At 35.3% G+C, this 16630-nt stretch carries 8 protein-coding genes; 1 reads left to right on the top strand and 7 read right to left on the bottom strand.

From position 1 onward, the window contains the following. Positions 1-123: 123 nt before the first annotated feature. From QE431_RS07770 to rpsF, 7 genes are all read right to left on the bottom strand, one after another. The gene (locus QE431_RS07770) at positions 124-2061 is read right to left on the bottom strand and encodes an OmpA family protein (protein ID WP_134141794.1); all 1938 of its coding nucleotides are present in this window, start codon (positions 2059-2061) and stop codon (positions 124-126) included. 11 nt (positions 2062-2072) lie between these two features. After that, positions 2073-3005 carry a type IX secretion system membrane protein PorP/SprF gene (locus tag QE431_RS07765; protein ID WP_307294687.1) on the bottom strand — a complete coding sequence of 311 codons (933 nt, stop codon included), beginning with the start codon at positions 3003-3005 and terminating at the stop codon, positions 2073-2075. Positions 3006-3052: 47 nt separating this feature from the next. Continuing rightward, the gene (locus QE431_RS07760; protein WP_307294684.1) at positions 3053-12757 is read right to left on the bottom strand and encodes a gliding motility-associated C-terminal domain-containing protein; all 9705 of its coding nucleotides are present in this window, start codon (positions 12755-12757) and stop codon (positions 3053-3055) included. A 1224-nt stretch (positions 12758-13981) separates the two neighbouring features. Next, positions 13982-14455, bottom strand: coding sequence for a DUF6495 family protein (locus tag QE431_RS07755; RefSeq protein ID WP_057118465.1), 474 nt, complete (start codon positions 14453-14455; stop codon positions 13982-13984). Between the two features lie 144 nt (positions 14456-14599). Further along, positions 14600-15040 (bottom strand): 50S ribosomal protein L9, encoded by a 441-nt coding sequence (rplI, locus tag QE431_RS07750; protein WP_134141799.1) that lies wholly within the window; start codon positions 15038-15040, stop codon positions 14600-14602. A gap of 66 nt (positions 15041-15106) precedes the next feature. Then, complete coding sequence (gene rpsR, locus QE431_RS07745) at positions 15107-15403, bottom strand: 30S ribosomal protein S18 (RefSeq protein ID WP_002987043.1); 297 nt, start codon at positions 15401-15403, stop codon at positions 15107-15109. Between the two features lie 5 nt (positions 15404-15408). Then, the gene (gene rpsF / locus QE431_RS07740; protein WP_041518692.1) at positions 15409-15750 is read right to left on the bottom strand and encodes a 30S ribosomal protein S6; all 342 of its coding nucleotides are present in this window, start codon (positions 15748-15750) and stop codon (positions 15409-15411) included. A gap of 177 nt (positions 15751-15927) precedes the next feature. Between rpsF and QE431_RS07735 the strand changes: the two genes are divergently transcribed. Further along, positions 15928-16626 carry a LytTR family DNA-binding domain-containing protein gene (locus QE431_RS07735; protein ID WP_057118467.1) on the top strand — a complete coding sequence of 233 codons (699 nt, stop codon included), beginning with the start codon at positions 15928-15930 and terminating at the stop codon, positions 16624-16626. Positions 16627-16630 lie beyond the last annotated feature (4 nt).

Raw genomic sequence — 16630 nt, 5'->3', positions numbered from 1 at the left:
GCAGTCTGATTTTCTCCTTGTCCATTATTCTTAAAAAAAGAATTAATAAAAACCAACTTCCAAATGGTTTCGACGTTACATGTTTTAGAATGATAATCAATAAATTACCACGAAAACATAAAACTATTTTTGAATAATGATAAAGTCTGAACGTCTATTTAACAGGTGCTCTTCTTCTGTACATTTTACACCATTTTTACATTTATTAATTAAACGAGTTTCGCCATAACCAATTGCGCTTTCAATTCTAGAAGGATCAATGTTTTGAGAGACAATATAATCTCTTGTAGATTTAGCTCTGTTGTCTGAAAGTTTTAAATTGTAGGCGTCTTTTCCTCTAGAATCTGTATGTGATTCAATTTTGATTCTGATGTTTGGAAATTTTCGCATAATAAAAACTACTTTAGACAATTCTTCAACTGCTTTTGGCGTAATGTCGTATTTGTCGTAATCGAAATAAATTGGATTTACATCGACTTTTTCAACCCCTTGTTTTTTAACAACTAAGTCATCGTAGTTACTCAATTCAAAATTTACATCTTTGATTTCGCCTCCATTTTCTTTAGTGGTTTCAACCGTTTTATCATCACTGCTATAGTTCGGTTTTGCCGCGATCATTTTAATTACTTTGTTGCAAGGAACTTCTATGGCATATTTTCCATCGAAATTGGTTTTTGTTTCGCCAAGAACTTCGCTGAAAGAGTTATAAGCCATTATCGTAACATCAGTCAAAGGTTTTTTGCTTTTACGATCTATAGCCATTCCAGAAATACTCTGATTGCAGACTGGTTTTCCTTTTACGAAAGAATAGATATCATCATCGCCCTTTCCTCCTGCTCTATTAGAAGAAAAATATCCATAACCATCTGTTCTGTCAATTATAAAAGAAAAGTCGTCTTTGTTACTATTAACTGGTGCACCAAGATTTTTAGGGGTCGTGAAATTTCCATCTCCCAGAAATTTACTTTCATAGACATCTAAATCTCCCCAGCCATAATGTCCGTCTGAAGAGAAATACAAAGTCCCGTTTTGAAAAAATGGAAATACTTCGTTACCAATTGTATTAATGTTAGGTCCTAAATTTAAAGGCGAGCTCATAGTTCCGTCAGCTGCGATTTTTACCACGTACAAATCTGTTTCACCAAATCCTCCTGGCATGTCTGATGCGAAGAAAAGCCACTGCCCGTCTTCACTTAATGCTGGATGTCCTACGGAATAATCATCACTGTCAAAAAATACTTTCTGCGGATTCTCTAATTTATTATCAACAATTGATCCTTTGATAATCTGAAAATTATTGATTTTTGCATCGTCAACAACTAATTTGTTTTTCTTTACAATATTTGTCGAATAGTAAATCGTTTTTCCCTGAGTATCAAAACTTGCTGTTGCCTCGTGATATTTAGTCATTACATTTGGAAGAAATACTGTTTCATTAAACAAACTTCCATCGGCAGGATTTCTTTCCGCAAGATATAAATTCAGAAAAGGCTGATTGTTCCAAGTATAGAGTTTTTCGCTAAACTTAGTAGTGTCACGAGCCGATGTAAAAACCACATTGTCTTTGAAAAAAGTGGCTCCAAAATCTGATTTACTAGTATTAATATCTAAATTTTTAATGGTATAAAGAGGTTTTGCTTTTGCCACGCTGTCCATATATTTCTTTTGGGCAACATATCTGCTTATCTCTTTTTTATCTCCCTTTTTATCCAGATATTCTTTTGTAACTCTATCTGCTTCATCATAATCCATAACGGCTTTCATCGATTGGATATAACGCAGATAGTAAATGTCAGTCAAATTATTTCCTTGAACTTCATACAGCTTTCTATACCATTTAAGTGCATTTCTAGAATCTGAAATGAAATAGTAAGAATCGGCAGCATTTTTCAGGGTTTGAGCTGAAGGATCTTTTATGTTCTGCAAACATTCCTCATAGGCTTTAGAAGCATCTAGATAAGAAAAGTTTCTAAACAAGGCATCTGCTTTCTTTAAGTTTGTTTTTTGAGCGAAACTAAACGTAACGCTCAAAATTAAACATAGGATATATAGTTTTCTCATAGGTTTTATTTTTAGAAGAATCGAGGAGATTTAATTTTGCTTTGGTTTTTAACAAATTGATAACGCAAGATGATTTCATGCGAACCATCATTGTATTTATTCAATTGGCTTACAGTGTAATCAAAAGCATATCCAAGATAAAAACTTGGTGAAATTTGAAAACCTGCCAGTATACTCACAGAATCATCTGTTCGATACGCTCCTCCTATAACAAACTTTTCCTGAATCATAAAATTTGCTGATATGTCTGCCGTAAGTGGTGCTCCGCTTACTGCTTTTACTAAAAATGCTGGTTTAAATTTCAAATTTGGATTCAAATCAAAAACGTAACCTCCCATTAAAAAGTAATGCAGACGATCATAATCAATAGATTCCTGAACATCGTCATAGTAATCATTTCTAATAAAACTTGGAACAGAAAGCCCTACATACCATTTATCAGTGTAATAATAAATTCCGGCTCCGACTGCTAATTTCATTTGATTATTGATGTTCTGATTTAACAAAACATCATCATTGTCGTAGTATCTTCCTTTAGACCAATCTATGTTTAACATTCTCATTCCTGCTTTTAATCCAAAAGCAAGTCTTTTTTCATAACCTAATGGTACTGAATAAGAGAAATTTCCATCAAGATAAAGTTCATCAGAAGGACCAATTTTATCATTTACAACACTCAAACCCAAACCTATTTTTTCATTTCGAAGAGGAGAATGAATGGAAAAGGATTGTGTTTCTGGAGCTCCATCGATTCCAATCCATTGTGAACGATATAAAAGTGCTACTTCTATGGTTCCGGTAGATCCAGCATAAGCTGGATTTACCGCCATAGTATTATACATATACTGTGTATATTGAGGATCTTGTTGCGCTGTGGCACAAAACGTGATAAAAGAACATATTAAAATGAAATACGTTTCTAATGATTTTATATATAGTTTCATAACGATACTTATTTAGTTTAATTAATTAGATGATTAATAGAAGTGGATTATCTCATAATAGACAACCAGCCTTTTTTAACCGTTCCATCTCCAATGGTTATCACATAAAAATAAGTACCTGTTGGCAGCATATCTCCTCTATTAACAACTCCGGATACATTTGCTGTACCGTCCCAATCATTTTCATAATGCACTTTGCTGTACACTAATGCTCCCCATCTGTTGAATACTTTCAACTCGTTGTTTGGATGAGTTTCAATACAATCAATTCTGAATAGATCATTTTTCCCGTCATTGTTTGGCGTAAACTCATTGTAAACTGTTAAACAAATTGGTACTAATGTAACCGAAGCTGAATTGTTAGAAGCATCAACATCTAAAGGAGTTGAAATTTCTACAGCTGCAACGCTTGTATAATTTCCGTTAGGCAATACTTCTGCAACAATTGTTAATACTACACTTTGGCCAGCATTTAAACTTGGTATTGTCCAAAGTTGTGTAGTCGGATCATATGTTCCCAAAGTTGCAGATGAACTTACTAATTCTAAACCGCTTGGAAGTAAATCACTAACTATAGTATTTATGAAATCTCCTTCTCCAACATTGTTAACCGTTATAGTAAAGGTTACTTGATCGCCAAAATTTGGAGTTGGGTTATCTACTGTATGCGTAATTGTTAAATCTGAACAGCTTGTTACACTAACATTTAATGTTTTAATTGTTCTTTCATCACAATTATTAACATAAGCTACTGTAACTGTACCAGGGCCAATATCAGACCAAGAAACTGTAACAGATCCGTCGGTTGTACCTCCACCAGTAATTATTGTTCCTCCATTAACTGTCCAAACATAATTAGATTTTCCATTTGCGATTGAATACGTTACTCCTTTGAATACACATGGAGTATCATCTGTAGTTGCTATTTGAACTGCAGCATCATTTTCGAATGCTATAGTAATTCCTAATCTTGGTCCGTTATCACAACCATTAAAGGTATTTGTCAATGAACTTGCGTAATACGTTGTTGCTGTAAGCGGCGTATTTGCTGCTAATGGTGTTCCTCCTGTTGCACTAGTATAGAAAACTACATTTGCTTCGTTTACTAAAATATTAGCTAACGTTGGAGCTGCATTCAAACAGAATGTTTGAGTCGTTCTTGGCGTTGTAACTACACTTGGTGTGTTTACATTTACTGTTACTGCTAATCTAGCTGGGTTTTCACAACCAATAGCACTAGAAACCGCACCATAGTAAGTACCTGTTGTCAATGCTGTTGCAGGTGGAAGTGCTGTTCCGCCTGTTGCTGTAATATACCAAACTACGTTTCCTTCATTTACTTGAATATTCGCCACTGTTGGTGAATTCAAAGTACAGAAATTTTGCGTTGTACTAGTTGTTGTTGGTGTCGCACTTGGATTAACAACTGTAACTGTCACTTGTAAACGTGTTGTGCTTTCGCATCCTGTTACAGCGTCTACAATATTTCCGAAATAAATTCCAGAAGTAAGAGCTGTTGTAGCTGGTATTGCAGTTCCGCCTGTAGCAGATGAGAACCAAGTTACATTGCTTTCATTAACTTGAATACTGGCAACTGTTGGTGCATTTGCAGAACAGAAAGTTTGAGCGGTATTGTTAGTTGTCGGATTTATTGTGTTTCCAACTGTTACTGCTACTTGCAATCTCACACTGCTTTCGCAACTTGTTGCTGGATCTTTTATAGCTCCAAAGTAAATTGCTGTTGTTAAAGCTGCTGTAGAAGCTAAGGCAGTTCCTCCTGTTTGAGTTGTATACCAAACTACATTGCTTTCGTTCACTTGAATGTTAGCAACTGTCGGATTTGTTCCTGAACAGAAAGTTTGTGCAGCGGCATTTGTTGTTGGCGTTGCTGGATCATTTACAATTACATCAACTGTTAATCTAGCAGCACTTTCACAGCCAGAAGCTGGATCTAAAATTGCTGCAAAATATTGTCCTGTTGTTAAAGCTGTCGTTGATGGGATAACTGTTCCTCCTGTTAAAGCTGTATACCAGACAATATTTGTTTCATTAGTCTGAATGCTTGCAAATGTAGGTGCATTCACCTGACAGAAATTTTGTGTTCCTGCTGTTACCAATGTTGGTGTTGCCGGATTATTTACAATTACATCAACTGTTAATCTTGTAGCACTTTCACAGCCAGAAACTGGATCAGAAATTGCTGCAAAATATTGTCCTGTTGTTAAAGCTGTTGTAAATGGAATAACTGTTCCGCCTGTTAAAGCTGTGTACCATACAATATTAGCCTGATTCGTTTGAATACTTGCAAATGTAGGAGCATTTACCTGACAGAAGTTTTGAGTTCCTGCTGTTACCAATGTTGGTGTTCCCGGATCATTCACAATTACATCAACTGTTAATCTTGCAGAACTTTCACAGCCAGAAGCTGGATCTAAAATCGCTGCAAAATACTGTCCTGTTGTCAAAGCTGTTGTAGATGGAATTAAAGTTCCTCCTGTTAAAGCTGTGTACCATACAATATTTGTTTCATTTGTCTGAATGCTTGCAAATGTCGGTGCATCTTCCTGACAGAAGCTCTGTGTTCCTGCTGTTACCAATGTTGGGGTTGCCGGATCATTTACAATCACATCAACTGTTAATCTTGCAGCACTTTCGCAGCCAGAAGCTGGATCTAAAATAGCGGCAAAATATTGTCCTGTTGTTAATGCTGTTGTTGATGGAATAACTGTCCCGCCTGTTAAAGCTGTGTACCATACAATATTTGTTTCATTAGTCTGGATACTTGCAAATGTCGGTGCATTTACCTGACAGAAGTTTTGTGTTCCTGCTGTTACCAATGTTGGTGTCGCCGGATTATTTACAATTACATCAACTGTTAATCTTAAAGCACTTTCACAGCCAGAAACTGGATCAGAAATTGCTGCAAAATATTGTCCTGTTGTTAAAGCTGTTGTTGATGGAATAACTGTTCCGCCTGTTAAAGCTGTATACCACACAATATTAGCCTGATTCGTCTGAATACTTGCAAATGTAGGAGCATTTATCTGACAGAAATTTTGTGTTCCTGCTGTTACCAATGTTGGTGTTCCCGGATCATTTACAATTACATCAACTGTTAATCTTGCAGAACTTTCACAGCCAGAAGCTGGATCTAAAATCGCTGCAAAATATTGTCCTGTAGTTAAAGCTGTTGCAGATGGAATAGCTGTTCCGCCTGTTAAAGCTGTGTACCAGACAATATTAGTTTCATTAGTCTGAATGCTAGCAAATGTCGGTGCATCTTCCTGACAGAAGTTTTGAGTTCCTGCTGTTACCAATGTTGGTGTTGCTGGATCATTCACAATTACATCAACTGTCAATCTTGTACCACTTTCACAGCCAGAAACCGGATCAGAAATAGCTGCAAAATATTGTCCTGTTGTTAAAGCTGTTGTTGACGGAATTAAAGTTCCTCCTGTTAAAGCTGTGTACCAGACAATATTAGTTTCATTAGTCTGAATACTTGCAAATGTCGGTGCATTTACTAAACAGAAGTTTTGTGTTCCTGCTGTTACCAATGTTGGTGTTCCAAGATTAGTAACTGTAACCGTTACGGCTAATCTTACACTGCTTTCGCAGCCTGTTACAGCGTCTGTTGCTGCTGCATAATAAGTACGGCTTGTTAAAGCTGTAGTCGAAGCAATTACATTTCCTCCTGTAGGTGCATCGTACCAAACAACATTGCTTTCGTTTACTTGAATACTAGCAACTGTTGGCGTATGAGATAAACAGAAATCCTGAGTATCGTCTGTCGTTGTTGGTGTGTTTGGATCACTAATCATGATTACTGCATCTTGCAATGTTCCTGCAAGATTTTCACAAGTATTAGTACTTGAAACAGCTACATAATATGTAATTGGACTCATTGCTTTTGTTAGTCCTACAGCTGTAAGAACGCCCGCAGCATCTATTGTATAAGTTACATTATTAATAACTGCACCATTTGTAATTGGCTGCGTTTTGTTAGCATCTAAATACCAAGTAAATACAGGTGCTGTTAATGAAGGTGCTGTTGGTGTTAATGATGCTGGTAAACTATGGCAAATAGTTAAATCATCAACCAAAATATCATTTACTGTTGAAGGAGGCAGAATTGTGAATGTAATTTGTTTTCTATCTGCTGCTGCAGTTTCACAAAATTGATCTGAACTCACTCCAACATAATATGTATAAGTTCCCGGAGCTAATCCGTTTACTACTAATTGAGCTGTTGTTTCGCCAGGAATTAACAAGCTTGTTGTTCCATTAAAGCTGTACCATGCATAAACTGGATTAGTTAAAACAGGCGTTCCGCTTAAACCAGTTGCTAAAGTTACAGTTCCAGACACAGAACAAACTGAAGTTGCTGTTCCTCCGTTTAAAGTGATATCAGTTAAAGCATTTACTGGAGCAGAAGCTTTTACTTCAACTGTTACTTCCCCTCTAGCAAAACTTTCACAGCCATAACGTACTGGCTGTACATAATATTTATAAATTCCTGCAGCTAAATTTGCTGGTATTGTATAGGTAAGACCTGTAGCAAGCGGATTTCCTCCAGTTTCAGCATCATACCAAATATAAGTTGAACAGGCTTCTTCTGGAATTTGAAGTGTAATGTCTGTTCCTGGGCAGACCGTAATTTTATTTTGAGGATCTGCTCCAATAACTGTTGTGTTTGCTGTTCTTTCTACAGTATGAACTCTTAAGAAATCTAATACTCCTGCAACACCTCCTAAACGAATTCTTACTCGGTCGTAAATTTCTGTTGGTGAAGATACTAGTACCATTGCCAAAGAGTTACCTGGCAGCAATCTTATGCTTAATAAATTACTCGTATTCTGAATTGGAGCTCCAACGGCAACATTACCTAAATAACGCTGAATTGTAAATCCAGTAAGTAAATTAACATCTAAAAGCGCTCCAGGTTTAGAAATTACTATTCTTAGAGAGTCACTCACTACAGATGGAGTTTTAAATTGCACTGTTAAATCAGCCGCTGCTAATGCACCAACGCCGCTATACATAGTTGAAAAAGTTGTTACATCATTATCTGCGACATTCCATGCATCACTTACTCCTACTGCAGCCGTTACAGCTCCCACAGGAAGACCTAAGTCGGTCGTTCCGTAAAAAATATCCTGAATATCTCCAGGCGTACAAGCTACACTGGTAACTTGTCTATTATAGTGTGCATCAAAAACTTTTGTGTTTTGGGCAACACTTACAAGTGAAGCTGACTGGATACGAATTCCATCATAATCTTGTGGACCTGATGCATCTGAAGGAACAAAAGTAAATTCATAAGTATTATCTCCTGAAATTAAATTTAATAGAGATCCAGATACTGGCTGCATTGCTCCGATATCAACTCCTCCAATAGTTCCGACTACAGATAGATTTTGACCCACAGCCAATAAACTGTATTCAGATCCAAGTTTAACAGTTACTGGCGTTCCTTTTGTTACAGTACTTGCCCAAGTTAAATTTTGCCATGTTGTACCAATTCCTAAAAGACCTAATCCTGTAGTAATTGTTGAAAATGTTTGTGGATTTCCATCGATAGCATTTGCAGGATTAGAAACTGTCCCAGTAATTATATTTCCAGTTGACTGAGCATTTGCATACACTCTCTCTGCTAATGTTTGGCAACTGCTAAGATCGATAACATTAATTATTTTTGTTGCAGTTGCTGTACAAAATCCATCATTAGCAACAGCAGTGTAAGTATAAACTCCTGGTGTATTTAAAACACCAGTTGTAAATGTAGGTCCTGTTAATGCATTTCCTTGTGGATCAAACCAAGTAATTGTTCCAGTTGAAACTGCTGCTAAAGTAACATTTGAACCAACGTTCACAGATTCTTGCGGATTAGTTACAACCAAACTTGGTAATGCTCTTATAACTACTGCTATAGTAGCTCTTGCTGAAGGACATGTATCAGTGTTCAACTGAGCTTCAACTGAGTAATTTCCGCTAGTAGTAATATTGGCAGCTGCGTCAGCAGTTATTACATTATTTGATGAATCGTAGAAAGTATAAGTTGTATTTCCTGATGAATCAAAATTAGTAATAGCATTTCTTAAACTAGCACTTCCACAACCTTCGAGTGGAGTTGCAATTACATTTAAAGCTGTAGTTGAAGGAGCAGTAACAGTAACTTGTTTTAATGTTCCGTTTACATTCTCACAAGTTCCTCCATTCAAAATAGAAACAAAATAATTGAAAGGAGCTCCACTAGTACTTAAACCAGCGATTGTAAGTGCTCCCGTAGTAGCATCTTTTGTGAATGTTACTCCTGGCTGAGCTGCTACTGTTGTTCCTGTTATTATTTCCTGAGTTTTATTTTGATCTGTATAATATCTAAATTGAGCTCCAGCAATAGTGGAGGTTGGTGCTATAACCGCCCCACCCGCACAGGTAGCTTCAATAGGAGTTGTAACAACGACATCGGGATCGGTAGGAAGCGGTACTACTGTAACCGTAACTCCCTGACGCAAACTGTTTACGCAAGTTCCTCCACGTGTCCCTTCTAAATAATATGTTGTAGTTGAAGTCAAAGGAAGAGTTGGATTAACCGCTACAATATTGCCTCCAATTGGTGCATCATACCATGTAAAAGTTTCTGTTCCAGTAGAAGCAGCTGTTAAAGATGCTGTTTGTCCTGCACAAATTGGAGTAGATGCTCCAGTTATTGTCGCATTTGGGAATCTGTAAGAAGCCTGATAAATATATAAATTTGTCAATAGTGAAACCCCTGCATTATATCTTACTTCAACTCTATCAAATGGTGCTGTAGCAATAATACTAGCTTTAAACCTATTTCCTGAGAGTAATTGAATATTAATTAAATTATTATTGATTGCCGTTCTGTCACTATTATAAGTGGTTCCATTAAAGGTCGCTAAACTTATAAAAGATAATGCACTTACATCGAGCACACCTCCTGGGACCTCTAATTCAACATCAATAATATCACCAGTCTGACCTGGATTACCAAAAATTAATTGTTGTTCGATATATCCTCCAGTACCAATAGGAACAGAAAGCTGAGCATATGTACTAATATCTCCATCTACAGAATTATTCGGATTTGCAACAGAACATAAAACACATATGACTGGATTAAAGTCTGTTAGCTGAGTTCCCGCCTGCAAACATGTACTTGTATTAGCAATCACAATTACATTTATAGCCCCTCTCGTTGGGTTAGCACAATCAGTCGCTATACTTGAAGCCTCCACATAATACGTTTGGTTCGCAGTTAAAGCTGGACTTGGTGTATATGATGTAGTATTAAATGCTAAGACATTCCCGCCGGTTGGAGCATCCAGCCAGTTGTATCTAACTCCAGCAACAGGATTAGAAACTGATAATGTTACTGTTTGTCCAGATTGTATAATAACATCTGACGAAGCAAAAGTTGGAACGGCTGGAATAGGGCTAATAGTTAATGGTACAGCAGTACGTGTTGGTGTTGAACAACTTCCAATAACAGCTTCCACATAGTAAGTTACATTTGCTGTTAAAGCAGGTGTGGTAAAAGATGTACCAGTAAATAATAAATTCCCTCCTGTTGCATCATCGTACCAATTGTAAGTAGTACCAGCAACTGGAGTATCAACTGTTAATGTCGTTGAACGCCCACTACAAATGGTGGATGGAACTGCTGTAACAACAGGTAATACTGGATTAACTATTGATATAGCAACTGGAGTACGCTCGCCATTCACACATCCATTTCTCGTTATTTCAACATAATAAGTTGTTGGTACAGTTATAGCAGGAGTTGTAAATGCTGCAGTAGATGCCAACGAAGCTCCGCCTGTAGCAGCACTATACCAATTAGCAGTTTCACCGACAGCAAGTGAAGCTGTTAATGTTGTTGTTTGACCACTACAAACACTTGTGTCTCCAGTAATAGTTGGAGCCTTATATCTGTAAGTTGCCTGATAAATATCTACGCTAGTTAATACTGTTGCCAAACCTCCCAATCGAATTTCCACACGATCAAAATTTGCTCCAGCAACAACACTGGCTCTAAAACGATTACCACTTAATAGCTGCAAAGTAATTAATGGATTATTAATTGCAGTTCTATCATTATTATAAGTGGCTCCATTGTAAGTTGCCAAATTAACAGCTCCTAATAATGCAACGTCTGCTAAACCGCCAGGTAATTCCAACTCTACATCTACAATATCACCAGCTTTACCTGGATTTGTAAATTGCAAAGTCTGCTGTATCCAGCCATTAATTAATCCAACAGGAACTGTAAGTCTTGCCGCTGTTGCAGGATTCCCATCTACAGAGTTATTAGGATTTGTAGAACTACACAATAAACATAAACCGTTTTGTGTGGTAGATTGACTGCTTGCTTCAAGACATCCTCCTAAAGCTGCTGGTTGAACCGTTACTGTAACAGGAACTCTAGCTGCGCTGACGCAATTTCCGTTTGGACTTTCTGCTTCAACATAATATGTTTTTGTAGCAGTTAAAATTGGTGTAATAAAAGTAGCTGTATTCGTCGCAACTGCCGTTCCGCCTGAAGGTGCTTCATACCAATTTAATTGTACTCCTGGTTCAGAAGTAGCTGCGTTTAAAGTTGCATTCTGACCCGATTGAATTGTAACACTTTGTGTTAAAACTGTAGGAGTCGCAGGTACTGCTGTAGAAACAACATTTACTTGCGCACGCGTTGGGCTAATACAGCTTCCAATAGAGGCTTCTACAAAAAATGAAGTTGTCCCTAAAGAAACCGTTGGAGAATAAGTAGTTCCCGTTGCTAATGCTGTACCTCCGCTCGCTGCAGAATACCAAGTATAAATAGTTCCAGGCACAGCATTTAAAACTGACAATGTCGTTTGCTGTGTTGGTCCTGTAGAACAAACCGTAAGTCCGGTATTATTAATTGCCGGTGCAACCGGATTAGAAACATTTAAAACCACAGGGACGCGAACATTTCCTTCGCATCCTGCAACTCTAGATATTCCTATATAATAAGTAGTTGTAGTTGTCAAAGCAGGAGTCGTATAAGTATTTCCTATTGCCAATGGTGTTGTAGAAGCCGCAGAATCATACCATGCAAGAGTAGTTCCTGCTGCCGGAGTCGCAGTAAGAGTGGTTGGAGAACCAGCACAAACTGTTTGCGATAGACCACCAGTTACCGTTGGCTGAGCAAATTCTAAACGAATATCATAAATCCTCAAACTCACCAACAAACTTAATAGTCCGCCGACTTGAACTTGAATCTGATTCGCATCACCTGTCAAAGTGTATCTTGCGACTGCAACTGTATTACCATTTAACAGGTTTAGGTTCAGCAGCGGACTGTTTAAAGGCACGCTGGAACCTACATTGACACCTGAATTTTTTGCCTGAATAGTTGCGTTCGCTAACAAACTCACATCCAGCAAGCCATTACCCGTGCCAAAGTAAATAGCAATTTGATCTCCGGCCCTCGCCGTCTGATTCAAGGTTACTGTTTCTTCAACAAAGCAACCTACACCAACGGCATTCGTCAAAGTTGCGAATGTCGTTAAGCCAGCGCTGTCATAAGCATTGGCAGGACTACTAACATTTAAACCTACACACAATAATCCACCTTGACTATTAGTTTGAGACACAGGTCTACAAATAGTCTGAGAAAATGCATTAGTGCATAAAAAGAATAAAGTTAAAAGTCCTAATAATCTCTTTTGAAGTTTGAGATTACAAAAAGTAAAATTTTTTTTCATAATTTGGAAGATTAGAAAATGGACAATAAAACACCTCTCGCAGTAAGTGCAAGCACCTACGCAATTAAACAATCAGTTAAAAATCAAATAGTTAAAACAAAATTTAAAATCTTAAAAAAAAAGTTTCAAATTATGTTTATTAAAAAAATTATGTTGAATTCGACATATCAAAATATGTCATAGAACATATCTTATCTCGAACAGATAAAAAACATTCTAGTTTTTGTGAGGAAAAATGATTGTAGTCAGTTTTCCTAGAGGAGTGATTTGTTGCAGGTCTAATTTTCATAATGAAAATTTTTAGTTGAAGCAGAATTGGGGAATTCTGTTTTTGTATAATTAAATCGAATTTTCTAAGAAAGTTGATTAGTCATTCTGAGATTACTTAAACAAAAAAGATATTTAAGACTTGAAATAATTATAACAATATAAAAGATTACAGCTCTTTCCCAAGCCACCGAAATGGATAGAAAAGACACGGTAATAGAATATGTGGAATTTTAGTTAAAAAATTAGATTTAAAAATCGCATAACGATTCATCTCATCATTATTAAGACGAAGTAAGCTTAATAGAATAAAAACTAAAGCTAAAATAAAATGAACAACTAAAGTAAATTTGATGAAGAAAGTAATTGTCAATTCCATAAGCAGGTCTATTAAGTTATAAATAATTGTAAATTTCTATCTCAATAAAACATAATTTGAATAATAATTTTAGAAGTATGAAAAACTATTTTTTATCGTTATGTTTTTGAAAAAATACCAAAGCAAAACTTTGTTTAACTTTTGTATTCTAAAATTAGAAAAAACAGAAACACAAAACAAGTGTAAAATTCTTATGTTTCACCTTTAAAAAGAAAAACAAAGAACCTTCAAACCTTTGAAACATCAGAAAAACCTACTATTTTAACATTTTTATGATGTAAAAAATTTCCTAAATAAAAGTTAAACAAAATATGTTAAAAAACAAAATTGAAATATTAATCTTACATTTATTAAAATTTTATCGACAAAATTATCCGCAATATAGACCAACTACATCTAAAATTTGAAAATCGCTTGTAAATTACTAAAATATTGAAAGATTCAAAAAAAACAGGTAGATGTACGCGTAAAATTTTAAATTAAAGTTTAAACAAAAGTTAAAAAGAAGCAAAAAAGGCAAACAATTAACAATCAACTGTTTGCCTTTTCAAAATCGATATACACTAAATTTTAGTAAACTACGACTCTATTATTGTATTAATCTGATTAAATAACTGGCCATCACTTAAAAATGCACCCTGTTTTATCAATTCAAAAATTGAACTATTTCGTTCTTCAGTAAATAATTTTTTCCCTACTTTCATTTCGATGTTATCAGTAAACATATTATCACTTAACCATTGAAGTCCATCCTTAGTTAAAAAATCAGTTTCAGGAGAAAGCGATTTTAAAACAATTGATTTTATGTAAGTATCAAAACAATGAAACAAAAAGATATGATTTTTTGAAAAGTGTTCTAGATATTCAGCTCTAGTTAATACGCCTTCCCAAATTAAATCTGAAAAAACATCAAGTTCCTGCTCAGCAACTTCAGGTTTGTTAATTTTAAGCTCTTCCCATTCTTTTCTATCAATTGCCTGCGTTGCTAAAAAACTTGCAAATTCTGCATGCAGTTCATCAAATTGTTCCTTTGTTAATCTTGCGTATTTCATTTCTTTTTTAGGCTTTATGCTTTACGCTGTACGCTAGAAGCAATATGCTTTAACCATCAACATCAAGTCTAATAATTAATAATCATTTCATTAAACAAAAAAATCCCGATTTACATCGGGATTTTAGTATAGATTTTAAAACTATTACTTTTCAGCAATAATTTCGTATGGTAAGTCAACGATTACATCTCTATGTAAACGGATGCTTGCGTTGTATTTTCCAGTACGTTTAACGATACCGCTAGTGATGAATTTTCTATCGATAGCATTTCCAGATTTCTCTAAAGCTTCAGCAATATCGATGTTAGTGATAGAACCAAAAAGTTTCTCTCCACCAGCTTTTGCAGTAAGTTTAATTTCAAGAGCTTTTAAAGTTTCAGCTAATGCTTTTGCATCAGCAACAATTTTAGCTTCTTTATGTGCTCTTTGTTTTAGGTTTTCAGCTAAAACTTTTTTAGCAGAAGGAGTTGCTAAAGTAGCAAAACCTTGAGGAATTAAAAAGTTACGACCGTAACCAGGTTTTACAGATACTACATCATCTTTAAATCCTAAGTTTTGTACGTCTTGTTTTAAAATAAGTTCCATGTTGTTGTCCTTATATTTTAGAAGTTAGGTTCTGTTTCAACAGAAACCAGCGACTAGAGTTTTTAATTATTTTAATAAATCGGCCACGTATGGCATTAAAGCTAAGTGACGAGCTCTTTTTACAGCTACAGAAACTTTTCTTTGGTATTTCAATGAAGTTCCAGTTAAACGACGAGGAAGAATTTTTCCTTGCTCATTAACGAATTTCAATAAGAAATCAGCATCTTTATAATCGATATATTTGATTCCTGATTTTTTGAAACGGCAATACTTTTTAGTTTTGTTAGTTTCAATGTTTAAAGGCGTTAAATATCTGATATCTCCGTCTTTTTTTCCTTTTGCAGATTGCTCTATTGTAGACATAATAATTAAGCTTTAGTAGATTTTAATTTTGCTCTTCTTCTTTCCGCCCATGAAATAGCATGCTTGTCTAAACTTACAGTCAAGAAACGCATAACTCTTTCGTCACGTCTAAATTCAGTTTCAAAAGCAATTAGAACTTCTCCAGATACTTTGAATTCGAATAAATGGTAAAAACCACTTTTTTTGTTTTGGATTTCGTAAGCCATTTTTTTCAGACCCCAATCCTCTTTCGATACCATTTCAGCTCCTCTACTAGTAAGAAATTCTTCAAATTTCGTTACTGTTTCCTTCACCTGAACCTCAGATAAAACGGGATTTAAAATGAAAACAGTTTCATAATGATTCATAAATAAAAATTTTATTTGTTAAAATTGGGTGCAAAAGTAATGATTATATTTATATATACAACACTTTTTTCCTTTTATTCGTCATAATGCAAAAAATGTGCGCTCATTTTAGTTTTTTTTCCAAAAAAATAATACATTTACTACTGCTATCCTGAATTTATTCTAAATGTAAATGTTATGAAACTAAACTGTGTTGTTGTAGATGATAGTTCTATACAAAGGACAATTATTGCCAAATTGGTTAATAATCACCCAGGCTTGCATTTAATTGGTGACTTCTCTAATGCTATTGAAGCGAAAAGCTGTATCTCTTTAAATAATATCGACTTAATATTCCTTGACATAGAAATGCCTGTTATTAATGGTTTTGACTTCCTAGACGGCCTAAAATCAAAACCTCAAATTATATTCATTACTTCTAAAGCTGAATATGCTTTGAAAGCTTTCGACTATGATGCAACAGATTATTTACAGAAACCTATTGCGGTAGATCGTTTTAACGCCTCTGTTAAAAGAGCAATCGACATGCACTTGCTTAAAAAAGATGTCAAAGAAGAAGAGGGTGAACATATTTTCATCAAAAGTAATCTAAAAAAACTTAAAATTTTCACTTCTAAAATTAAATGGATTGAAGCTTTTGGAGATTACGTAAGAGTTGTGACAGAAGACGACAGCAATCTTGTTCTTTCAACAATGAAGTCTTTCGAAAATGATTTGTCAAAAGATAAATTCATTCGTGTGCACAAATCGTACATTATTAACATAGATAAAGTAGAGCGCTTCAACAGCAAGTTTGCTGAAATTGGGATAACCAAAATACCGTTAAGCCGTAACAAAAAAGAAGATTTAGTAAGAGCTCTTTCTACTTCTTCTTAATTAT

This window comes from Flavobacterium sp. SORGH_AS_0622 (assembly GCF_030818825.1).
GTDB lineage: Bacteria > Bacteroidota > Bacteroidia > Flavobacteriales > Flavobacteriaceae > Flavobacterium.
Note: the sequence above shows the minus strand (reverse complement) of the source record. Positions and strands in the feature narration are given on the sequence as shown.